This window comes from Hamadaea sp. NPDC050747 (genome assembly GCF_040654195.1).
Classification (GTDB): domain Bacteria; phylum Actinomycetota; class Actinomycetes; order Mycobacteriales; family Micromonosporaceae; genus Hamadaea.
Genome location: NZ_JBFAHM010000003.1, coordinates 327,586 through 349,227, shown reverse-complemented (window position 1 = coordinate 349,227; position 21,642 = coordinate 327,586). Strand labels below are relative to the sequence as shown.

The window sequence follows — 21,642 nt, the reverse complement described above, 5'->3', positions numbered from 1 at the left end:
GACCTCGCTGTCCGATCAGCTGGCGGCGGCCTCCATCTGCTGCTGTTTGCGCCACCGGATGCCCGCCTCGATGAACTCGTCGAGGTCGCCGTCGAAGACCGCCGTCGGGTTGCCCGTCTCCTGCTCCGTCCGGAGGTCCTTGACCAACTGGTAGGGGTGCAGGACGTAGTTGCGCATCTGGTCGCCCCAGGACCCGGCGGCGTCCGCCTTCAGGCCCTGCAGCTTCGCCTGCTCCTCCTGCCGCTTGCGTTCGAGCAACCGGGCCTGGAGGACGCGCAGCGCCGCCGCCTTGTTCTGGAGCTGCGACTTCTCGTTCTGACAGGTGACGACGATCCCGGTCGGGATGTGCGTGATGCGTACCGCCGAGTCGGTGGTGTTGACCGACTGACCGCCCGGACCGGAGGACCGGTAGACGTCGACCCGCATCTCGTTCTCGGGGATGTCGATGTGGTCGGTCTGCTCCACGACCGGCAGCACCTCGACGCCGGCGAAGCTCGTCTGCCGGCGCCCCTGATTGTCGAACGGGCTGATCCGGACCAGCCGGTGCGTGCCCGCCTCGACACTGAGCGTGCCGTACGCGTACGGCGCCTTGACGGCGAAGGTGGCCGACTTCAGGCCAGCCTCTTCGGCGTAGGAGGTGTCGTAGACCTCGGTCGGGTAACCGTGGCGCTCGGACCACCGCAGATACATCCGCAGGAGCATCTCGGCGAAGTCGGCGGCGTCGACGCCACCCGCCCCGGCCCGGATGTTGACCAGGGCCTCCCGGGCGTCGTACTCCCCGGACAGCAGGGTCCGGACCTCGATCTCCTCGATCGCCTTGGCGAGCCCGGCCAGTTCGGTGCCCACCTCGGCGACCGCCGACGGGTCGGCCTCGGCCTCGGCCAGCTCGAGCAGCACCTGGGCGTCGTCGAGCCGGCGGCGCAGGCCCTCGATCCGGGCGATCTCGCTGTTGACATAGGAAAGCTGGGACGTCACCTGCTGCGCCCGAGCCTGGTCGTCCCACAGGTCGGGGGCGGACGCCTGCTCCTCCAGCGCTACCTTGTCCCGGCGCAACCGGTCGAGGTCGAGCACCTGCTCGACATTGCGCAGCGTGGAGTCAAGCTGCTTGAACTGATCGGCGTAGTCGGCGACTGTCACGTCAAACAAGACTACGCGGACTCGCAATCAGAAATACCTCGGTGTGGGCAGTCCGCAACCGCCCACACCGAATTAACCATGTTTACCTGGTTTTGCCGGATCGAGTCCCTACTTCGTGGGAGCCGTCTTCAACCAGGTGAGGGCGGCCTTGTGATAGGCGACGGCGAAGTCCAGCGCCGCGGCGCCGTACTCGTCCCCCTCCTTCTTCGCCTCCTTGGCCTGTTCCCTGGCGGTCGCCAGAGCCTCGGTGTGGTAGTCGTTCGCGCCCGCCATCAGCTCCTTGAGCTGACCGGCGCTGTGCTGCGACCCGAAGGCCACCCGCAGAGCGGTGGGGTTGCGCAGCAGATCGCGCCCGGGCGGCTCGGCGAGCCAGCGGGTGAACGCCCGCTTGCCGGCCGCGGTGATCGCGTAGGGCTGGCTGGCCCGGGGACCGGGCTTGCCCAGCTTGACGTAGCCCAGCTCGGCCAGAGCGGGCAGCTCGCGATAGACCTGGCTGCGAGTCATCGACCAGTATGCGCCGAGGCGCCGGTCCGCGGCGGCCATGAGCTGGCCGCCTGTCATGGGTCCCTCGTGCAGCAAGCCGAGAACGGCTGCTGCGGTTGCGTTGATTCCTGCTTCCGCCATGCCTCTACGCTGCCACTTTGTCGGTCCTCTGTCCACTATTTCCGCTCATTCCACTGTGCACTGTCTTGCGGAGACAGTCCAGGACGGACCGGACGTCCGGACGATCCGCTTGTCACGGTGTCCGATTTATCCTCTTGACGGCGCCATCCTGCTCGTTTACTCTGCCGCTATAGTTAGTCAGTTTGCCTAACAGTTCGGATCCACTAGGATCGCGCACAGCACGCCGTAGCACGCATGCCACTGCGCGAGGCGAGAGCGAGGGAGCTGGAGATGCTGCGCCACCAGCCACGGACCGAGTCCGCGGGGCGATTGGCCGGTTCGTCCAAGCTCCTGCGCGCCATGAACGAGAGCGCCACGCTCGCCCACCTGCTCGACCGAGGGACCCTCACCCGGGGTGACCTGCGCGAGCTCACCGGCCTGTCCAAGCCGACCACCTCCGACGTCCTCCGCCGGCTCACCGACGCCGGTCTGGCCATCGTGGTGGGTCATACCCGGGGCGGTCCAGGTCCCAACGCCGAGATCTACGCGGCGAACCCCGCCGCGGCATACGCGGTGGCCGTCTCCGTCAAAGAGACGACCGACCTGGCCCGACCGGAGTTCACCGCCGCCCTCGTCGACCTCGCCGGTACGGTGCACGCCCGCGTACACGACCGAGTCGACCTGGTAAAGGCGGATCCGCTGGCCGCGATCGAGGAGATCGTCGGACGGCTGACCGCGCTGGCCGGTCTGGACCGGACCGGCGTCTCGCACGTCCACCTCGGAGTGCCCGGCTCCTACGACGCCGACGGGGGCGTCATCCGGCACATCGACATCGCCGGGTTCGACCGGGCCGGGCTCGTCGCCCAGCTCGGCGAACGACTCGGCGCCTCGGTCGCGGTGGAGAACGACGTCAACCTCGCCGCGATCGCCGAACGCGGCCGCGGCGTGGCCGCCGGACTGCGTACGCCCGACCGCGGGGACCGGACCGGCGGCGATCCCGCGAGCAGCTTCGCCCTGCTCTGGTTCGGCGAAGGCCTCGGTCTGGCCATCGACCTGGGCGGCAGCCTGCTGCGCGGTGCCCGGGGCGGGGCGGGCGAGATCGGCTACGTCCCGGTCGGGCTCCCCGGTCAGGGTCCCCGGGACATGCAAGAACTCGTCGGCGGCCCGGCCGTCGTCGAGCTGGCCGCGGCGCACGGGCTCACCGCGACCGGGGCGGCCGACGCCGTCGCCGCCGCGGTCGACACCGGCACAGCCGAGGCGGAGAAGTTCCTCGACGAACTGGCCTGCCGCATGGGCCAGTGCGTCGGCGCGGTGGCCGGCGTACTCGATCCCCCGTTGATCGTCCTCGCCGGCGAGGTCGCCCAGGCGGGCGGCGAAGAACTGGCGCGCCGGGTCCGCGCCGCCATCTCCAGCACCATCCCCCTCGACATCACCATCGCGGTCACCGGCATCGCCGACGACGCGGTGCTGCTCGGCGCCGTCGACGCCGGGCTGCGTACCGTGCGGGACTCGCTGATCAACGCTCTGCGCGCCAACGTTCCGGCCGGCTGACCGGCCGGGACTCAGCACTTCAGCACCTCACCGCCTCCGGCGAGGCCATCGGGCCGTCGCCGCGGTCACCCATACCTTCTTCAGGGTTCTTCCGAGAGGAGCACCTTCGATGCGTCGTACCCGGATTCTGGCCGGGCTCGCCGCGCTGCTCGCCGTCACCGCGGCCTGCACGCCGGCGCCCGAGCCGAAGCCGATCGCCACCCCGGGCGTCGAACCGTCCGGCGAGATCGAGCTGTGGCACTTCTTCACCGACCGTGAGGCCAAGGCGATCGACGGGATCATCGCCGACTTCCAGGCCAAGTACCCGAAGGTCAAGGTGACCGTCAAAGGCGGTCAGGACGACAGCAAGGTGGTCCAGGCGATCGGCGCCGGGACCGGCCCGGACGTCGCCATCAGCTACTCCACCGACATCGTCGGCAAATTCTGCGCCACCGGCGGCTGGGTCGACCTGACGCCCTACGTCCAACGCGACGGCGTGGACCTCAAGGTCATGCCCGAGGTCGTCCGGTCCTACACCGAGTTCCGCGGCAAGCGGTGCGCGATGCCGTTCCTCGCCGACGCGTACGGCTTCTACTTCAACAAGAAGATGCTCGCCGACGCGGGCATCGCCAACCCGCCCAAGACCCTCGATGAGCTGACCGAGGCCGCGAAGAAGCTGACGGTACGCAAGCCGGACGGGACCATCGAGCGCGCGGGTTTCCTGCCGTTGTTCGGGTTCTACGAGAACTCGCCGTCGCACCTCGGTCCGATGGTCGGCGCGCAGTGGCTCAAGCCGGACGGCACCTCGGCGATCGGCGGCGACCCGCAGTGGCAGGCGCTGCTGAAGTGGCAGAAGGACCTCGTCGACTGGTACGGCTACGACAAGCTGGAGAAATTCCGGGCGAGCCTCGGTGACGAGTGGTCGGCCGACAACGCCTTCCAGAAGGGCCAGGTCGCGATGGCCGTAGACGGCGAATGGCGACTGGCGTTCCTGAAGGATCAGGCGCCGGGCGTCGACTTCGGGGTCAGCCCGCTGCCGGTCGCCGACCCGAGCCGGTACGGTGCCGGCTACATCTCCGGCAACGTCATCGGCGTCTCGCGTACGGCGAAGAACCCGGAGGCCGCCTGGGCGCTGGTGAAGTATCTGACCCTCGACCAGGGCGCGCAGGTCAAGCTCGGCAACGGCATCCGCAACGTGCCGACGCTGACCTCCGCGCTGACCGCGCCCGACCTTCAGGTCGACGCCAACTTCAAGGTCTTCCTGGACATCTTCGCCAACACCAACAGCGGCACCACTCCCCCGAGCGCCGTCGGCCCGGCGTACCAGGAGACCTTCGGAACCTTCGTCGACGCCTGGCAATCGGGGCAGAAGAAGGATCTGACCGCCGGTCTGTCCGAGGTGGACAAGCAGATCAACGACGTCGTCAAGCTGGCCGGTTGACCATGGCCACCGTCACTCTGGCGGAGGGCCGCGACACCGCGGCCCTCCGGCGGGGTGCGCGCGGGTCGCGCCGCCCCCGTCTGGTCGTGCTCACCTTCATCGGGCCGGCCCTGCTCGGCCTGATCGTGTTCCTCGCCTATCCGCTGGCCGCCGCGGTCTACTTCTCGTTCACCAGGTTCACCCTCATCAACCCGCCCGAGTGGGTCGGCCTCGCCAACTGGCGGTACCTCCTCCAAGACCCGCTCGTCGGGATCGCCGCCAAGAACACGTTGTGGCTGACGGCCGCCATGGTCCCCGCCCGCATCATCGGCGCCCTGCTCACGGCGATGCTGCTCAACGCCATGAAACGGTCGCGGAGTGCGTACCGGACGCTGTTCTATCTGCCCGCGCTCGCGCCGCCGGTGACCGCGACGATCGCCTTCGTCCTGCTGCTGAAGCCGCAGACCGGGCCGTTGGACACCATGCTGCGGTGGCTCGGGATCGACGGACCGCGCTGGTTCAACGATCCGGCGTGGGCCAAGCCCGCGCTGGTCCTGCTGAGCTTGTGGGCGGTCGGCGACCTGATGATCATCTTCGTCGCCGCGCTGCTGGATGTGCCGGTGGACCTCTACGAGGCCGCGTCGCTGGACGGTGCGAACAGCTGGCAGAAGTTCCGCTACGTGACCCTGCCGACCATCCGGCCCGTCCTCGTCTTCGCGACGATCACCGGAGTCATCGGCTGCGCCCAGTACTTCACCCAGGCCGCGGTGGCCTCGAGCGTCGCGTCCAACCAGGTCACCGGGGGAGGCGGCGTCTCGGGCACGTTCGGCTACCCGCAGAACTCCACGCTCACCTACCCGATGTGGCTCTACACCGAGGGCTTCCGCTACAACCTCTTCGGGTACGCCAACGTCCTGGCGCTGTTGTTGTTCGTCGTCTCGATGAGCATCACCGTCATCCTCATTCGCCGGTTCAAGGCGTTCACCGGAGGCGACCGATGAACCGGGCGCTGATCTTCGTGGCCAAGCACAGCATCGCGCTCGCCCTGTCGGCGATGTTCCTCGCGCCGGTGCTCTTCCTGGCCCTCACCTCGATGATGACCAGCAACCAGACCTTCACCGCCGATCTGTGGCCGCACTCCTGGCATCCCGAGAACTACGCGGAGGTCTTCTCGAAGACGCCGCTGCTGAAGTACCTCGGGAACACGGCGATGTACGCCGGGCTCGCCACCGGCGCGATGTTGCTCTCCAGCGTTCCGGCGGCGTACGCCTTGGCGAAGCTGCGCTGGCGCGGCCGCAACCTGATGATGACCCTGATCATCTGCATGATGATGCTGCCGCCGCAGGTGACGACGGTCCCGGTGTACATGCTCTGGGCCAACGGGCATCTCACCGGCACGCTGTGGCCGTTGATCCTGCCGATGCTGCTGGGCGACGCCTTCTCCATCTTCCTGCTGCGGCAGTTCCTCGTGACGATCCCGGACGAGTACCTCGACGCGGCCCGGATCGACGGCTGCGGCGAGTGGCGCACCCTGCTGAGGGTGGTGCTCCCGATGGCCCGTCCGGGCATCGCCGCCGCCGCGATGTTCCAGTTCTTCTACGCCTGGAACGACTACTACGGCCCGTTGCTCTACACCAACGAGAACGAGGAGAACTGGACCATCTCGCTGGCGCTGGCCTCCTTCCGGACGCTGCACCACGTGGAATGGCACCTCGTCAGCGCCGCCACTCTCGTCACGATGGTTCCGGTCATCGTGCTGTTCTTCTTCGCGCAGAAGGCGTTCGTGCAAGGCGTGACGCTCACCGGAGTGAAAGGTTGACATGAAGATCGCAGTGGTCGGCGGAGGATCGACCTATACCCCGGAGCTGGTCGACGGGGTGGCCCGGATCGGGCTGCCCGTCACCGAACTGGCGCTTGTCGACCCGGCCGCGGACCGGCTCGACGTGGTGGGCGCGTTCGCCGCGCGCATCTTCGCCCACCTGGGCCATCCGGGCCGGGTGACGTGGACGAGCGATCCGGTCGCCGGGCTCAGCGACGCCGACGCGGTGCTCATCCAGCTCCGCGTTGGCGGTCAGGCCGCCCGGACCAGCGACGAGACCTTCCCGCTGGAGTGCGGATGCGTCGGCCAGGAGACCACCGGCGCGGGCGGGCTGGCGAAGGCGTTGCGTACCGTGCCGGTGGTCCTCGACGTCGCGGAACAAGCCCGGCGGCTGGCCCGGCCCGGCGCGTGGATCGTCAACTTCACCAACCCGGTGGGCATCATGACGCGGGCGCTGCTCGACGCCGGCCACCGTGCGGTCGGCCTGTGCAACGTCGCCATCGGCCTCCAGCGCCGGATCGCCGCCCAGTACGCCGTCGACCCGGACGCGGTACGCCTGGACCACGTCGGCCTGAACCACCTGACCTGGGAGCGGGCCGTTCACATCGACGGGGTCGACGTGCTGCCCGGGATGCTCGACGAGAAGCTCGACGTCGACTTTCCCACCGAGGTGATCACGGCACAGCGGGCGATCCCGTCCTACTACCTGCGGTACTTCTACCACCACGACGAGGAGGTGGCGAAGGAGCGCGGCGCGCAGACCCGCGGCCAGGCGGTCGCCGAGATCGAGCGCGAACTGCTCGCCATGTACGCCGACCCGGCGCTCGTCACAAAGCCGGAGCTGCTGGCCAAACGGGGTGGCGCGTTCTACTCCGAGGCCGCCCTCGGGCTGCTGAGCTCGCTGCACGGCGTACCGGGGTTTCATTCCGTCAACGTCCGCAACCGGGGAACACTGCCGTTCCTGCCGGACGAGGCCGTCGTCGAGGTGACCGCGCCGGTGACCCCGGCCGGTCCCGCGCCCGACCCGCGTGGCTGGCTCGAACCGTCGCAGCGCGGGCTCATCTCGCACGTCAGCGCGTACGAGGAGCTGGCCGTCGAGGCTGCCGTCCATGGTGGACGCAGCCGGGTCTACCACGCACTGCTGGCGCATCCGCTCGTCGGCCAGCACGACCTCGCCGACCAGCTCACCGATCGGCTGCTCGCGGCGAACAGCGCGTACCTCCCGTGGATCCACGCGTGAGCGCGCCGATCCTGGTCGCGATCGACGGCGGCAACTCGAAGACCGACGTCGTCCTCGCCGACGGGGACGGCGCCGTCCTCGCGGCGGTACGCGGCACGACGTCGTCCCCGCACAACATCGGCGTACCGGGGACGATCGCGTTGCTGGGCGACCTGATCCACCGCGTACGCAAAGAGGCCGGACTCGGCCCGGAGGTTCCGCTCGACCGGGCGGAGATCTATCTGGCCGGGGCCGACCTGCCGATCGAGGTCGCCACATTGACGGCGGCCGTCGGCGAGGCGGGCTGGGCGCTCGACCACCGGGTCGACAACGACCTGTTCGCCCTGCTGCGGGCGGGCACCGACAATCCCGACGCCATCGCCGTGGTCTGCGGGGCCGGGATCAACTGCCTCGGCCGCACCGAAGCCGGGGCGTACGCCCGGTTTCCGGCGCTGGGCGTGGTCACCGGCGACTGGGGCGGCGGCCATCACCTGGCCCAGCTCGCCCTGTGGCACGCCGTACGCGGCGAGGACGGCCGAGGTCCGGGCACCGCGCTGACAGCGGCCATCGCAGCGCACTACGGACTACCCACAGTGGAGGATGTCGGGATCGCCCTGCACTTCGGCGACATCCCGGGCGATCGGCTCGCCGAGCTGACCCCGATCCTGTTCGAGGTCGCAGCCGCCGGCGACGGCGTCGCGGCCTGCGTGGTGCAGCGTCAGGCCGACGAAATCGTGTCGCTGGCCTCGGTCGCGGCCGGTCGGCTCCGGCTGCGCAATCGGCCGGTCGACGTGGTCCTGGGCGGCGGCGTCCTCCGAGCTCGGCATCCGCTGCTGCACGACGCCGTCGTGGCGGGGCTGGCCCAGGAGGTGCCGCGCGCCCGGCCGGTTGTGCTGGACGCGCCCCCGGTGACGGGTGCGGTCCTGCTGGGGCTGGACGCGCTGGGCGCACCTCCGCAGGCCAAGGCGGCCGCCCGTCACTCCATCTTGAACAGCCGCTCCAGGTAGGCGATCTCGGCCAGATCGTCCGCCTGGGGACGGCGCGCCTGATGCCGATGGCCCTCGGCGGAGCCGGTGGGCGGTTGGGTCAGCAACCGTTCCGCCAGCTCCTCCGGATCGGCCAGGCTCCAGCTCGCCATCTCCGGCAACTCCAGCGCGGCGGCGGCCATCCGCTCCGGGGCGGTGGCGCGGCGTACGGCGCGGTGACTCACCATGACCTCGCCGTGCAGCCCTTCCTCCACCGGGGCGAACCCAGCCTCACGCAACCGCCGCAACGTCTCGTCGGCCGCCACCGACGAGATGAGAACGCCCGCTGCGGGCTGCCAGAGGCCCAGGTCCCGCAGCCGGGTCGTCGCCGCCACCTCGGCCAGCAACGCGTCGTCGGCCGACCGGATGACGCAGCCCGCCGCGCGTACGCGCACCGCGCCGTGCCGGCGCGCCAGATCGCCGATCAGGTAGCGCAGCGGCTGTGGCAGCTCACCGGACTGGGACACCTCCGCCAACGCCTTCTCCAGCTCCGCCGGGCTCATCCCGCCGTCCAACGCCCGCCGCACCGACCCGGCGCTGAACCGCCAGACCGACGCCGCACCCCGGCCTTCGCGGTCGGCGGTGGCGTCGAGCAGATCGGCCAGGGCCGCCGACGGGCTGCCCGGGACCACGACCGTCAGATCGGCCTGGAAGATCCCGGCCGCGCTGGCCGGGCTCAACAACCGCTCCGCGGCCACCCGGACCGGGCAGTCGGGCTCCGCCGCCGCCAGGACGGCCAGCCCCACCGACGTCGGGGCGTTGTGGGCGACGAGGCCGAGCGACCGCGCCTCCGACCACAGCGACTCGAGTACGCCCTCGGCGAGGTCGGTCGCGAGCACGGGAGCGAACCACCGCACCGCACCGGCCAGGTCGGCGAATTCGGATAGCCCTCGGGGCTCGCCGTCCACGCCGACGAGGGTCTGCGCGGCGACCCCGAGAACGGTCAGCCGCAGAGCCGGCAACGGACCACCGGCGAAATAGGACAGCGGCGGCTCCTGCTTGCCTTCCGGCGGCACCCAGGTCGGCAGGGCCCCGACGGTCAGCCAGGCGTGCACGATACGGTCGGCCTGCTCGGCCGGCGGCAACGTGCGGAAGGCGTCGAACTCCTCCGTGACGAGGACGGCGGTCTCAGCGGCGTCCATGGCGAGGATCAGGCCCAGCTCCCCGGCGATCTCCAGCCACAGCCGCGCCTCCTGCTCCGGGACGTCCAGGCGTTTGGCGAGCCGCCGCACCTCGCGTACGCCGACGCCGCCCGCCTTGAGCAGGGCCACGGGATGCTGATCGCAGGCGTCGACGACGCCGATCACGTGGCCGACCGCGGCGGTCAGCGCGGCAGCGCTCTCCCGCTCGGCCAATCCGGCCGGAACCTCCACAGTGGGCACCAACGGCGGTTCGGCCGAGAAGGGCGCCTGATAGTCCGGTCCCCGTAGGGCCAGCCCGACCTCCGACGGCATCTGCAGGGCGTAACCCCAGCCGTGCCGCCGGGACAGCAGCCCACGCTCCTCCGCCCAGATGACCTCGCGGGCCGCCGAGGCGTACGCGTCGAGCAGCACCCCGTAGGGCGGGTGCACCCCACGGACGGCGATGCCTTCGAGGAGGAGCTTCGTCGCCTCCGGCGCTTGCTCGACGAGCGCCCGGATCCGGTCGGGATCACCGAAGAAGTCCAGCAGCGACGCCATCGTCTCGGCCCGCGTACGCCGGGCGGACGGCAACCCGAGCGCGTGCGCGACGGCGGTCAGCTGCGCTGCGGTGAGCGGATGCAGCACCTCGGCGGCGGGCGGGCCGAGCCGCAACGGCTCCCGGAACACCAGTCGCAGGTCGGCCGGGGCCAGCAGCACGCCGCCGGCCGGCACCAGTACGCCGATCTGCTCCAACCGCTCCAGTGCCGTGGCCAGCCCGGGGTCGTCGTCGGCCAGCCCGAGTAGCGTCGTCAGCCGGTCGCGGGCGACCGGCCCGGGACCCAGCACGGCCGCCGCCTCCGCCACCTGCAGCACGGGCGTCGGCATGCCGGATAGCGCCTCGCTCGCCGACTCGGGTTCGGTCAGCCGGCCGGCCAACTCCGCCAGCGAGGCCACCACGCCCGACGGATCGAGTCCGAGCAGCCCCGGCCGGCCCCGCAGCAGCCCGGCCAGCCGGTCGCGATCCATCTCCGTGAGCCAGTGCAGCAGAACGTCATCGGTCACGCCGCTCACTTTCACGGCACAGCCCTCGCCGGTCAATCGCCCGGCGAGGGCTGTGGACAACATCGGGGGTGACGTCACCCCGGCGGACCTGCGCGATCGCTCAGCGTAGCCCCGAGGAGGCGACGCCAGAGGTCACCCCATGTGGGGATAGCGGTAGTCCGTCGGCGGGACGAACGTCTCCTTGATCGTGCGGGGCGACATCCACCGCACGAGGTTCTGCCAGGACCCCGCCTTGTCGTTGGTGCCCGACGCCCGGGCGCCGCCGAACGGCTGCTGCCCGACGACCGCGCCGGTCGGCTTGTCGTTGATGTAGAAGTTGCCCGCGGCGAACCGCAGCTCCTTCGAGGCCCACTCGATCACCCGGCGGTCGGTCGCGAAGATCGAACCCGTGAGCGCGTAGGGCGCGACGTTCTCGGCCTGGCGTACGGTCGCCTCGAAGTCGGCGTCGTCGTAGACGTAGACCGCCAAGATCGGGCCGAAGTACTCGGTCGTGAAGATCTCGTGCGCCGGGTCGCTGCACTCCACGACAGTCGGCCGCACGAAGTAGCCGACGCTGTCGTCGCAGGTGCCACCGGCGATGACGGTGCACGCGTCGTCCTTGCCCACCAGCTCCAGCACGTTCTTGTGCTTGGCGAAGGCCCGCGCGTCGATCACGGCGCCGCCGAAGTTGCTCAGGTCGGTGACGTCGCCATAGGTCAACGCGTCGGCGGTGGCGGCCACTTCGTCGCGTACGCCCGCCTCCCACAGCGACCGCGGCACGTAGGCCCGCGACGCCGCCGAGCACTTCTGCCCCTGGTATTCGAAGGCCCCCCGGACGAGGGCCGTGACCAGCGCCTTCGGGTCGGCGCTCGGGTGCGCCACGACGAAGTCCTTGCCGCCGGTCTCGCCGACGATCCGCGGGTAGGACCGGTACTTCTCGATGTTCTCGCCGACCGTCCGCCACAGGTGCTGGAACACCCGGGTCGAGCCGGTGAAGTGGATGCCGGCCAGATCGGGGTCGCTGAGCGTCACGTCGGAGACGGCGATCCCGTCGCCGGTCACCATGTTGATCACGCCGGGCGGCAGGCCGGCCGCCTCGAACAGGCGCATGATGTAGTGGGCGGCGAACTGCTGGGTGTGGGCGGGCTTCCAGACCACCGTGTTGCCCATCAGCGCCGGCGACATCGGCAGGTTGCCCGCGATCGCGGTGAAGTTGAACGGCGTCACGGCGTAGACGAAGCCCTCGAGCGGGCGGTGGTCGAAGCGGTTCCAGATTCCGGCCGACGAGTTCGGCTGCTCACCGAGGAGCTTGTGCCCGAAGTGGACGTTGAACCGCAGGAAGTCGATCAGCTCGCAGGCCGAGTCGATCTCGGCCTGGTAGGCCGTCTTCGACTGGCCGAGCATCGTCGCCGCGTTGAGCGTGCTGCGCCAGGGTCCGGCCAGCAGCTCCGCCGCCTTCAGGAAGATCCCGGCGCGGTCTTCGAAGGGAAGTTCCCGCCACATGGGGGCGGCCTTCTTCGCCGCCGTCACCGCCGCCACCGCGTCGGCGTTAGTCGCATTGTGGGTGACTCCCAGCACGTGCGCATGCTTGTGCGGCTGGACGACCTCGATGGCCTCGCCGCCCGCCATACGCTGCTGCCCGTCGACGGTCATCGTCAGGTCTACGCGGTCGGCGGCCAGTTCGGCCAGCCGGCCTTCGAGGGCGGCCCGTTCGGGGCTGCCGGGGGCGTAGTCGCGTACCGGTTCGTTCCGGGGTTCCGGCGTGACGAACAGGGCATCCATGGTGTGCTCCCAGACGTTGGCTGCGGTGGCAAGGTCTCGCATACATCCTTGCATGCCCGTTCGTTCCTGACATCGGGTCCCGGATCCCCGTGTGACAACCGCCATCCGTCTCTCCCAGCCCGGGTCGATACGCTTGGGCCGCCCCTCATCAAGGAGATTCCATGACCAAGACCGGTATCGCCGACCGTGCCCCCGCTTCGAGCGCGCAGGACACCCCCGCGATCAAGACCGGCGTACCCACGGCGATCGCCGCCGTCGGCCTGGTCTGGCTCGCGGTCACCCTCGCGGTCGCGCGCGGGACGCTGCACGGCAGCTCCGGCGACGTCGCCCTGAGCACGGCAGCCCTCTCGCTCCCGGCCCTCGTGCAGGCGGCGCTGTTCGCCGGGATCGCCGCCGGCTTCGCGGTGACCCTCGGGATCGCCCGGACGCGTACGCGGATCCTCGCGGGCTTCGGGACCGGCCTGGTCGTCGGCGCCCTCGCGTTCGGCACAGTTCTCCTCGGCTACGGGCTGCAGCGCGGGCTGGAGACGGCGGTGGCCGCCGCGATCGGCGTCGCGGCTCTCCTGGGCGGGGGCATCGGCACCCTCCGGCCGGCCAGGATGCTGCAAGCCGGGCTGACCGCGACGCTGCCCGTCATCGTCCTGGGTTACCTCGTCGGCCACTTCTCCGAGCCGCTGCTCAAGCTGTTCGGCGACGACGGCACGGTCGCCGCCCGCTACAGCGCCTCGGGCTACATCGGCATGACGGAAGCGCTCGTCCAGGGCCTCGTCGCCGGGATCGTGGCCTTCATCCTGCTGCGCCGAGGCGGCCCGATCCGGGTCAAGGACAACCGGCTCGTCTTCGCGGCGTACGCCTTCGCCGGAGCGCTACCGGGGCTGATCATCGGCCTGGCGGAGATCTTCACGCGCGTCGGTGCGGCCCGCCTGATCGACCTGACGACCGCGTTCAGCGACTACGACAAGGTCCTCTTCGGCTGGGGCAACGGCAACCGCACGAACCAGGCACTCGTGGTCTTCTTCATCGGTGCGCTGGCAGCGCTGATTCTCTACGGCCGGACCATCAAGAAGCCGGCCGCCTGAGGCCTGCGGACCAGGCGGGGCGGATCAGAGAAGGACGGCGGCGGTCGCCAGCCAGGCCCCGTCGTCCTGCCGCTCGATGCGGAAGGCGAAGGCGATCACCGTGCCGTGCGCGTTGAGTACCACCGCGGCCTCGCCGATGCCCGGACGCGGCTCGCAGACGCGCAGGCGGCGGGGCTTCACGGCGGCACCCCGGGCGGCGTTACGCGGGCGCAGCTCGCCGACGCGCTTGGCCAGGCGGGAGATCTCCTCGGTGATCTGCACGGCTTCGGCCGGACGGCAGATCCGGGCCAGCTGGGCGCTGGGCCGGAAGCCCTGGCACACCTCGAGGCAGAGCATCAGGAAACGACGGGCGGCGGTCTGGCAGACTCCAGAGGCGCCGACGAGCGCGGCCAGGGGCAGCGCCTCCTCGGGCGCGGCGATGGCGACCGTCGCGGGTGCGATCTCGTCCGCGCAGGGTGGCTCGTGGGCCGGTGCCGGGAGCAGCCGGTGCACGGAAGTCATCGCAGACCCTCCGTTTCGCTTGAGTCGGCGACCGAGTTCCTCACTTCGCGAGTTCCCTCAGTTTGCCTCGGTTTGCCTTTACCACGATGTGGTGTAGACAGACTAGCGCGGTTTGTCAAGCTCCGGTAGATCGCCGCCCACAAATGGATTGTCGCGGATGAAATCGGCGGTCTCCGCGTACATCCTGGAGATGAAGTCTTCGAGCTTGGCGCGCTCCACGCGCCACTGACCGCGCCCACCGATCTTGATCGCGGGCAGGTCCCCTCGCCGCACGAGCGCGTAGACCTGGGCGAAGGAGATGTTCAGCTCCTCGGCCACGTCGTTCAGTTCGAGGAAACGGCGTTGTTCCATCCGGAAGACCTCACCAGCCTGCGTTTGCCTAAGTTTGCCACGCGACGGTAAGGATGCAAGCCGGTCGTGCCCGCGACGCGCGGCGGCGAGGTGTATGAAGAGCGGGGTGCAACAGACGACGTGGAGGAGGCAGGGTGGCCGAGGGCAAGGTCCGGGTCTACCTGGCGGCGACGCTGCCGATGCTCGCCGAGGCGCGCACGGCCGGGGAGGTGGCGCCGGTGGCGGCGCACGCCGTCACACCGGCGCTGCGCGAGTGGTATGTGGAAGGCGATGAGGAGGAGCTGGAGTACGTCGCGTTCACCCGCGCGGCCCAGGACGCCCTCCGGCTGCTGCACGCGGACGCCGCGGCGGCCCGCCGCCGGGTGGTGGTCTCGGCCGACGTGGCCGCCGGCGCGGTCCGGCAGCAGGACGGCGAGCTCGGCTCCAGCGCGATCCAGGTCTCGGCGGCGGTGCGGCTCACCGACGTGGCCGCGATCCACGTGGACGACGCCGACGCCGAGTCCGCCGTCGCGGCGGCCGCCGAGGTCGTCGATCAGGCGGCCGCCGGCGATCCGGACGCTCAGTTCACTGTGGACAGCGCCGAGGATCACGAACTGCTCTGGTACGCCCCCAGCGAATTGGCCGACGTCCTGGACCAGTGACGCGAAACGACCCCGCTCCGAAGTGGAGCGGGGTTGTTCGGCGTTCGATCAGGAAGCCGCGCCGTGGCAGCGCTTGTACTTCTTGCCGCTGCCGCACGGGCACGGCGCGTTGCGCGACGTGGCGACCACGGAGTCACCCGAAACGGCCTGAGCCCGCGCGCCACCTCGCGGTGACGGCTTGCGTCCCGCGGCCGCGGCCGTCCCGAGGCCGAGCGCCGGCGCCTGCTCCACCTTGGTCCCGCCGCCTTCGGACGGGGAGGTGTAGCTGAGGTTCCGGGGCTGCGAGCTGCCGCCGAGGCCCTTGGCCTTGATCTCGACGTTCGACTCGGGCATCGGCACCGCAAGGCCGGGCTGCACGGGCTCGGCCGCGGCCGGCTGCTCCTCCTGCACCTGGACCTCGAGGTTGAAGAGGAAGCCGACCGCCTCCTCCTTGATGCCCTCCATCATCTGGGCGAACATGTCGAAGCCCTCGCGCTGGTACTCCACCAGCGGGTCGCGCTGGGCGTACGCCCGCAGACCGACACCTTCCTGGAGGTAGTCCATCTCGTAGAGGTGCTCGCGCCACTTCCGGTCGATGACGGCCAGCAGGACCTGGCGCTCCAGCTCCCGCAGCGCCTCGGTGCCGAGCTGCTCCTCGCGCTTGTCGTACGCCTCGTGGACGTCCGCCTTGAGCTGCTCGAGCATGAAGTCGGGGTCGAGGTTGGACTTCTCGCCGCCCGACTCCTCCACCAGCTCGTCGACGGTGATCCCGACCGGGTACAGCTGCTTGAGGCTGGACCAGAGCTGGTCGAGGTCCCAGTCGTCGGCGTAGCCCTCGGCGGTGGCGCCCTGGACGTAGCCGGTCACGACGTCGTCGAGCATGTTGCGGACCTGGTCGTTCAGGTCCTCGCCGTCGAGGACGCGCTTGCGCTCGGCGTAGACCACCTGGCGCTGCTTGTTCATGACCTCGTCGTACTTGAGGACGTTCTTGCGGATCTCGGCGTTCTGCGCCTCGATCTGGGTCTGCGCGCCCTTGATCTGACGGCTGACCATCTTGGACTCGATCGGCACGTCGTCGGGCAGGCCCAGCCGGTCCATGACCGCCTCGACCGCACCCGACCGGAACCGGCGCATCAGCTCGTCCTGGAGCGACAGGTAGAACCGGGACTCGCCCGGGTCGCCCTGACGACCGGACCGGCCACGGAGCTGGTTGTCGATGCGGCGGGACTCGTGCCGCTCGGTGCCGAGGACGTAGAGACCACCGGCGGCGGCGACCTCCTCGGCCTCCGCGGCACAGGTCTCCTCCCAGACCGGGAGGATCTCCTCCAGGGCCTTGAGGTACTCGTCCCCGTGCTCCTCCTCGGTCAGGCCGCGCTGGCGCAGCTCGGCCGCGGCGAGGAACTCGGGGTTGCCGCCGAGCAGGACGTCGGTGCCTCGACCGGCCATGTTGGTGGCGACCGTGACCGCGCCCCGGCGACCGGCCTGGGCGACGATCTCGGCTTCCTTCGCGTGGTACTTCGCGTTCAGGACCGAGTGCGGCACACCCCGCCGGCGCAGCATCTGGGAGAGGATCTCGGAGTTCTCGACCGAGACCGTGCCGACCAGGACCGGCTGGCCCTTGTCGTGCCGCTCGGCGATGTCCTCGACGACCGCCTCGAACTTCGCCTTCTCCGACTTGTAGATGACGTCGGGCTGGTCCTTGCGGATCATCGGGCGGTGGGTCGGGATGGAGACCACGCCGACGTTGTAGACCTTGTTGAACTCGGCCGCCTCGGTCTGCGCCGTACCGGTCATGCCGGAGAGCTTCTCGTAGAGGCGGAAGTAGTTCTGCAGGGTGATCGTCGCGAGGGTCTGGTTCTCCTGCTTGATCTCGACGTTTTCCTTCGCCTCGATCGCCTGGTGCATGCCCTCGTTGTAGCGGCGCCCGTGCAGGATGCGGCCGGTGAACTCGTCGACGATCAGGACCTCGCCGTCGTTGACGATGTAGTCCTTGTCGCGCTTGTAGAGCTCCTTGGCCTTGATCGCGTTGTTGAGGTAACCGACCAGCGGGGTGTTCACCGACTCGTAGAGGTTGTCGATGCCGAGGCGGTCCTCGACGCGGCCGATGCCGCGCTCGGTGATCGCGACGGTGCGCTTGGACTCGTCGACCTCGTAGTCGCCCTCGCCGTCGACGCCGCGCTCCAGCCGGGCGACGACCTTGGAGAACTCCTGGTACCACCGGGCCGACTGCTCGGCCGGGCCGGAGATGATCAGCGGCGTCCGCGCCTCATCGATCAGGATCGAGTCGACCTCGTCCACGATCGCGAAGTTGTGGCCGCGCTGCACCAGTTCGTCCTGCGACCAGGCCATGTTGTCGCGCAGGTAGTCGAAGCCGAACTCGTTGTTCGTGCCGTAGGTGATGTCGCACTCGTACGCCGCGCGGTGCTCGGCGGCCGGCCGGTTCGGCAGGATCACGCCGACGGTCAGGCCGAGGAAGCGGTGCACCCGCCCCATCCACTCGGCGTCCCGCTGAGCGAGGTAGTCGTTCACGGTGATGATGTGCACGCCCTTGCCGGACAGGGCGTTCAGGTATGCCGGGAGCAGCGCGGTCTGCGTCTTGCCCTCACCGGTCTTCATCTCGGCGATGTTGCCGAAGTGCAGGGCGGCCCCACCCATGATCTGCACGTCGTAGTGCCGCTTGTGCAGGACCCGGCGGGCGGCCTCGCGAACCGTGGCGAATGCCTCCGGCAGCAGGTCGTCGAGGGTCTCCCCGTCGGCCAGTCGCTCCCGGTACTGGACCGTCAGCTCGCGCAGCTCGTCGTCGGTGAGGTCGGTGTAATTCTCCTCGATCGAGTTGACGGCGGTCGCGATCGCCTGAAGGCGGCGCACCATGCGACCCTCGCCGGCGCGGAGGATCTTCTCAAAAATCGACACGGGTCAGCGCTCCCCTAGATGGTCTGCCGACCCATCCTAGGCGGAGTTTCGCCGTTCACCCACCCCCGCCCGGCCGGGTGCCCCTAAAGCGGCATAAACCTCGCGTCTGGGCACACACTTATCCGCTTGCCCGAGCTGGCAGACTCGACCCATGAGCAGCCCCTACGACCAGCCGCAACCGGTGCTCGGCGCGATCACCGACCGCGGCGAGAAGATCATGTTACGGGCGGCCGAGATGCGCGACGTGGACGCCATTCTCACCGCCTGCACCGACCCCGAGAGCCAGCGGTGGACCACGCTGACCCCCGGCTATGACCGCGACCGCGCGATCGGCTTCATCACCGGCTACGCCCCCGGCTGGTGGGCCGGAGCGAAGGGCGCCGCCTGGGTGATCGCGGACGCCGACGGGGCGTACGCCGGGCAGATCGACCTCCGCGTGCTGGCCGACCCGCAGATCGCCGACGTCGGCTTCCTCACCGGACCGGCCGCCCGGGGCAAGGGGTACATGACCGCCGCGCTCCGGACGGCGGCCGCGTACGGGCTGCTGCACCTGGGACTCGAACGGGTCGAGTGGAAGGCCCACGTCGGCAACGTCGCGAGCCGCCGGGTCGCCGAGAAGGCCGGCTTCACCTTCGAGGGGACGCTGCGGGCGTACGGGAGCAAGGACGGGCGCCGGGTCGACGAGTGGATCGCCTCGCTCCTCCCGGCCGACCTGGCCGACGGCACGACGGTGGAGGTTCTCGCGTGACGTTCGCCTATCCGGAGGTCCTCGAGGCCGGCGATCTTGTCCTCCGCCGTCCCCGGGCGGCCGACGCCCCCGACGTCGCCCGGGCGCTCGACGACCCCGAAGCCGTGCGCTTCCTGCCCAACGTGCCGATGCCCATGACCGCCGAGTTCGCCGAGGACTGGGCGAGCCCGGAGAGCAACGCCCAGCTGGCCGCGGCGGGCGGCGTACGCTTCGTCGCCACCGATCGGCGTACGGGTGATCTCCTCGGCGCGGTGAGCCTCCAGCGGGCGCAGGCCGACCGGGCACAGGCCGAGACCGGCTACTGGGTGGCTCCCTGGGCTCGTGGCAAAGGCGTCGCCACCACCGCCGTACGCGCGCTGGCAGCCGGCGCGTTCGAGGCCGGGCTGGCCCGGATCGAACTCTGCACCGAATGGGAGAACGTCGGTTCCCAGAAGGTGGCGCTGGCGGCGGGCTTCCGGCGGGAAGGCGTACGCCGGTCGGCCGCCCCCGCCCGCGACGGCGGACGGCACGACCTGGTCACCTTCGTACGCCTCGCGTCCGACAGCGGCGATCCGGTCCCGCCGGGACTGCCGCCGTTGCCGGGCGGGCAGCTCACCGACGGGGTCGTGACCCTGCGGCCGCAGCGTACGCAGGACGCGGACGACCTGATGGCGCTGTTCAGCCTGCCCGAGGTGGCCGAAACGAACTTTGGCGACAGCGAGCTGACGCTGGCGAATTTGACGGCCAAGGCGGCCCGGGTGGGTTCTCTGTGGCTGGCCGGGGACCGCGCCGACATGACCATCCTGGACGCCGCGACCGGCGAGTTCGCCGGGGACATCGGCTTCTACTACTTCATGCGCGGGCTGCAGGAGGGCATGATCGGCTACAGCCTGCGCCGGGAGTTCCGGGGTCGCGGCTTCGCGACGCGGGCCGCCGACCTGGTCGCCCGCTGGGCGTTCGAGCAGGCCGGCGTGGCCCGGGTCATCGCGGGGACGGATCCGCGGAACGTCGCGTCGCAGAAGGTGCTGGAGCGGGCCGGCTTCGAGCGGGAGGCGCTCATGCGTCACCGCTTGCCCGGCCCGGACGGCACCCGGCTCGACGACATCCAATGGGTTCGCCTGCCGTGAACGGCCGCCCCACCGCGTTGATCATGGAGTTCCCGTCGCGACACACCGGCGACACCACGGTCAACTCCATGATCAACGTGGTGGGGGTGCGAGCGGCGGAGAGGTGGAGCTAGGGCGCGAGCGTGATCACGCCGTAGTCGTAGGCCTTACGCCGGTAGACGACGCTCGGCCGGCCCGATTCCTTGTCGTGGAACAGGAAGAAGTCGTGCCCGATCAGCTCCATCTGGTAGAGGGCGTCGTCGATCGTCATCGGCTCGGACGAGAACTCCTTCTCACGCACGATGTGCCACGGCTCGTCGTCCTGCTGCTCGGCGGCGCCGTCGAGGACGGCGGACTCCAGCGGCGGCGGCTCGACGAAACCGAGCCCGGCGGTCGCGGCGGCGACCGAGACCGGCGCCCGGCGCCCGCGATGCACGCGGCGGCGGTCGGCCGCCCGGCGCAGGCGCTGCTCCAGCTTGGTGCTCGCGAGGTCCAGCGCGCTGTAGAAGTCCCCCGAGATCGCCTCGGCCCGCACGACCGGCCCCCGGCTCACACAAGTGATCTCGACATGCTGGCAGCGCTCCGCCTGCCGCGGATTGCGCTCGTGGAATAGTTCGACATCGATTCGCTGGATCTTCTGGTCATATCGCTCGACCTTGCTCAGCTTGTCGGCGACATGCACCCGGTAGTGATCGGGCACCTCGACGTTGCGTCCCTTGACGACGATGTCCACGCCTGACCTCCCACGGTCTACCTGTGGTGGCGCCCCGGCGTCGCGCTCGGGGCGATGTGCTCTAAACCCCTCCCGCTGGTCCCTCACCCTCTCGGGTGGAACTGCTCTGGCCTCTGACGCTAGCTGTTCGTCGCCTTCTCGTCATCCCTTGTCTCAAGACCGTTTTACTGGGATTCGCCCGTTGGGGTCGGCACCTCCCATACCCCATGATTCGGCCGATTCTCGCCGTAGTTCGGTAGCCGCCAATGTCACCCCCGCCGCGACCTCGACATCCACCTCCGCCAGCCGCTCGGAGACGACGGCGAGCGTCGATCCCGTCGTGAGCACGTCGTCCACCAAAAAGATCAACCGGCCGCGGGCGGCTGCGCGCAAACTTTTCACTCGCGCGTCGCGTACCGCGAACGCGCTCTGCGCGGTTCTCGCCCGGTCCGAGGCGGACAGATGCGCCGAGTCCGCGCGGGGCATCGCTTTCAAGGGGTACGCGACCACGGCGGCCGTCCCGGCAGCGCGCAGTCGCCGGGCGGCCACCCGGGTCAGCCGGGCCATGTGATCGCCGTGTCGTTCCCGGGCCGCGCCCGGCGTGTCGGGCACCGGGACGAGCAGCACCGGCCGACCGGCCGCGACCTCGGCCACCACCGCCCCGAGCAGCGCACCGAGCGGCTTGGCCAGCCGATGCCGGCCCCGGTCCTTGTAGCTGACGATCATCGAGCTCAGCGGGTCGGCGTACGGGCCGAGGGTGACGCACAGCGGCAACCCGGGCGGCGCGGGCGTGGGCCGGGTCTCGTGCGGTCGCATCGCAGCTACGGTCGCGACGCAGTCGCCGCAGACTCCACTACGCAGCGCGACTCCGCCAGCACCACACCCGGCGCACGAGGTGGGGAGGATCAGGTCCGCCAATGCCTCGTACGCCCGCAT

At 70.1% G+C, this 21,642-nt stretch carries 19 protein-coding genes; 10 read left to right on the top strand and 9 right to left on the bottom strand.

Annotation, left to right across the window (positions count from 1 at the left end):
• Nucleotides 1-15: 15 nt before the first annotated feature.
• Nucleotides 16-1,137, bottom strand: a complete 1,122-nt coding sequence (gene prfB, locus AB0H43_RS07995) for a peptide chain release factor 2 (RefSeq protein WP_359998193.1) — start codon at nt 1,135-1,137, stop codon at nt 16-18.
• Between the two features lie 108 nt (nt 1,138-1,245).
• Nucleotides 1,246-1,761: a PadR family transcriptional regulator gene (locus AB0H43_RS07990; RefSeq protein WP_359998192.1), complete on the bottom strand. Its 516-nt coding sequence runs from the start codon at nt 1,759-1,761 to the stop codon at nt 1,246-1,248.
• Between the two features lie 270 nt (nt 1,762-2,031).
• Here AB0H43_RS07990 and AB0H43_RS07985 point away from each other — a divergent pair, with 270 nt between their 5' ends.
• From AB0H43_RS07985 to AB0H43_RS07960, 6 genes are all read left to right on the top strand, one after another.
• Nucleotides 2,032-3,291: an ROK family transcriptional regulator gene (locus tag AB0H43_RS07985; protein ID WP_359998190.1), complete on the top strand. Its 1,260-nt coding sequence runs from the start codon at nt 2,032-2,034 to the stop codon at nt 3,289-3,291.
• Between the two features lie 109 nt (nt 3,292-3,400).
• Nucleotides 3,401-4,711, top strand: coding sequence for an ABC transporter substrate-binding protein (locus AB0H43_RS07980; protein WP_359998188.1), 1,311 nt, complete (start codon nt 3,401-3,403; stop codon nt 4,709-4,711).
• A 2-nt stretch (nt 4,712-4,713) separates the two neighbouring features.
• A complete protein-coding gene (locus AB0H43_RS07975) occupies nt 4,714-5,691 on the top strand; it encodes a sugar ABC transporter permease (protein WP_359998186.1) in 978 nt (325 codons plus the stop codon).
• On the top strand, nt 5,688-6,509 hold the full coding sequence (locus AB0H43_RS07970; protein ID WP_359998184.1) for a carbohydrate ABC transporter permease: 822 nt from the start codon (nt 5,688-5,690) through the stop codon (nt 6,507-6,509). Before AB0H43_RS07975 ends, AB0H43_RS07970 begins: the two co-directional genes overlap by 4 nt.
• A gap of 1 nt (nt 6,510) precedes the next feature.
• Complete coding sequence (locus AB0H43_RS07965) at nt 6,511-7,749, top strand: 6-phospho-beta-glucosidase (RefSeq protein WP_359998182.1); 1,239 nt, start codon at nt 6,511-6,513, stop codon at nt 7,747-7,749.
• On the top strand, nt 7,746-8,735 hold the full coding sequence (locus tag AB0H43_RS07960) for a BadF/BadG/BcrA/BcrD ATPase family protein (RefSeq protein WP_359998180.1): 990 nt from the start codon (nt 7,746-7,748) through the stop codon (nt 8,733-8,735). The genes AB0H43_RS07965 and AB0H43_RS07960 overlap by 4 nt, the downstream gene beginning before the upstream one ends.
• Here the strand turns inward: AB0H43_RS07960 and AB0H43_RS07955 are convergent.
• On the bottom strand, nt 8,705-10,936 hold the full coding sequence (locus AB0H43_RS07955; protein ID WP_359998178.1) for a helicase-associated domain-containing protein: 2,232 nt from the start codon (nt 10,934-10,936) through the stop codon (nt 8,705-8,707). The two genes, AB0H43_RS07960 and AB0H43_RS07955, sit on opposite strands and share 31 nt — an antisense overlap.
• A 132-nt stretch (nt 10,937-11,068) precedes the next feature.
• Nucleotides 11,069-12,697 carry an L-glutamate gamma-semialdehyde dehydrogenase gene (gene pruA, locus AB0H43_RS07950; protein ID WP_359998616.1) on the bottom strand — a complete coding sequence of 543 codons (1,629 nt, stop codon included), beginning with the start codon at nt 12,695-12,697 and terminating at the stop codon, nt 11,069-11,071.
• 161 nt (nt 12,698-12,858) lie between these two features.
• Between pruA and AB0H43_RS07945 the strand changes: the two genes are divergently transcribed.
• Nucleotides 12,859-13,776, top strand: a complete 918-nt coding sequence (locus AB0H43_RS07945) for a hypothetical protein (RefSeq protein WP_359998176.1) — start codon at nt 12,859-12,861, stop codon at nt 13,774-13,776.
• Between the two features lie 24 nt (nt 13,777-13,800).
• On the opposite strand, the gene AB0H43_RS07940 is transcribed toward AB0H43_RS07945, so the two are convergent.
• Both AB0H43_RS07940 and AB0H43_RS07935 read right to left on the bottom strand, forming a co-directional pair.
• Nucleotides 13,801-14,277 (bottom strand): Rv3235 family protein, encoded by a 477-nt coding sequence (locus tag AB0H43_RS07940; protein ID WP_359998175.1) that lies wholly within the window; start codon nt 14,275-14,277, stop codon nt 13,801-13,803.
• 102 nt (nt 14,278-14,379) lie between these two features.
• On the bottom strand, nt 14,380-14,628 hold the full coding sequence (locus AB0H43_RS07935) for a helix-turn-helix domain-containing protein (protein ID WP_359998173.1): 249 nt from the start codon (nt 14,626-14,628) through the stop codon (nt 14,380-14,382).
• A gap of 134 nt (nt 14,629-14,762) precedes the next feature.
• Between AB0H43_RS07935 and AB0H43_RS07930 the strand changes: the two genes are divergently transcribed.
• Nucleotides 14,763-15,269, top strand: coding sequence for a hypothetical protein (locus tag AB0H43_RS07930; RefSeq protein ID WP_359998171.1), 507 nt, complete (start codon nt 14,763-14,765; stop codon nt 15,267-15,269).
• A 48-nt stretch (nt 15,270-15,317) separates the two neighbouring features.
• Here the strand turns inward: AB0H43_RS07930 and secA are convergent, their stop codons facing one another.
• Nucleotides 15,318-18,161, bottom strand: coding sequence for a preprotein translocase subunit SecA (gene secA, locus AB0H43_RS07925; RefSeq protein ID WP_359998169.1), 2,844 nt, complete (start codon nt 18,159-18,161; stop codon nt 15,318-15,320).
• Nucleotides 18,162-18,312: 151 nt separating this feature from the next.
• On the opposite strand from secA, the gene AB0H43_RS07920 reads away from it, so the two are divergent.
• Nucleotides 18,313-18,909, top strand: a complete 597-nt coding sequence (locus AB0H43_RS07920) for a GNAT family protein (RefSeq protein WP_359998167.1) — start codon at nt 18,313-18,315, stop codon at nt 18,907-18,909.
• Nucleotides 18,906-20,015 carry a GNAT family N-acetyltransferase gene (locus AB0H43_RS07915; RefSeq protein ID WP_359998166.1) on the top strand — a complete coding sequence of 370 codons (1,110 nt, stop codon included), beginning with the start codon at nt 18,906-18,908 and terminating at the stop codon, nt 20,013-20,015. Before AB0H43_RS07920 ends, AB0H43_RS07915 begins: the two co-directional genes overlap by 4 nt.
• Nucleotides 20,016-20,124: 109 nt before the next feature.
• Here AB0H43_RS07915 and raiA read toward each other — a convergent pair whose 3' ends face one another.
• Both raiA and AB0H43_RS07905 read right to left on the bottom strand, forming a co-directional pair.
• Entirely contained in the window at nt 20,125-20,727 is a 603-nt protein-coding gene (gene raiA, locus AB0H43_RS07910) for a ribosome-associated translation inhibitor RaiA (RefSeq protein ID WP_359998164.1), read from the bottom strand.
• 153 nt (nt 20,728-20,880) lie between these two features.
• A complete protein-coding gene (locus AB0H43_RS07905) occupies nt 20,881-21,642 on the bottom strand; it encodes a phosphoribosyltransferase family protein (protein WP_359998162.1) in 762 nt (253 codons plus the stop codon).

Excerpts from the sequence above, each read along its gene's own strand:
- AB0H43_RS07990 (WP_359998192.1), bottom strand. The coding sequence starts at position 1,761 with ATGGCGGAAGCAGGAATCAACGCAACCGCAGCAGCCGTTCTCGGCTTG.
- AB0H43_RS07985 (WP_359998190.1), top strand. The coding sequence starts at position 2,032 with ATGCTGCGCCACCAGCCACGGACCGAGTCCGCGGGGCGATTGGCCGGT.
- AB0H43_RS07980 (WP_359998188.1), top strand. The coding sequence starts at position 3,401 with ATGCGTCGTACCCGGATTCTGGCCGGGCTCGCCGCGCTGCTCGCCGTC.
- AB0H43_RS07975 (WP_359998186.1), top strand. The coding sequence starts at position 4,714 with ATGGCCACCGTCACTCTGGCGGAGGGCCGCGACACCGCGGCCCTCCGG.
- AB0H43_RS07970 (WP_359998184.1), top strand. The coding sequence starts at position 5,688 with ATGAACCGGGCGCTGATCTTCGTGGCCAAGCACAGCATCGCGCTCGCC.
- AB0H43_RS07965 (WP_359998182.1), top strand. The coding sequence starts at position 6,511 with ATGAAGATCGCAGTGGTCGGCGGAGGATCGACCTATACCCCGGAGCTG.
- pruA (WP_359998616.1), bottom strand. The coding sequence starts at position 12,697 with ATGGATGCCCTGTTCGTCACGCCGGAACCCCGGAACGAACCGGTACGC.
- AB0H43_RS07945 (WP_359998176.1), top strand. The coding sequence starts at position 12,859 with ATGACCAAGACCGGTATCGCCGACCGTGCCCCCGCTTCGAGCGCGCAG.
- AB0H43_RS07940 (WP_359998175.1), bottom strand. The coding sequence starts at position 14,277 with ATGACTTCCGTGCACCGGCTGCTCCCGGCACCGGCCCACGAGCCACCC.
- AB0H43_RS07935 (WP_359998173.1), bottom strand. The coding sequence starts at position 14,628 with ATGGAACAACGCCGTTTCCTCGAACTGAACGACGTGGCCGAGGAGCTG.
- AB0H43_RS07920 (WP_359998167.1), top strand. The coding sequence starts at position 18,313 with ATGAGCAGCCCCTACGACCAGCCGCAACCGGTGCTCGGCGCGATCACC.
- AB0H43_RS07905 (WP_359998162.1), bottom strand. The coding sequence starts at position 21,642 with ATGCGGGCGTACGAGGCATTGGCGGACCTGATCCTCCCCACCTCGTGC.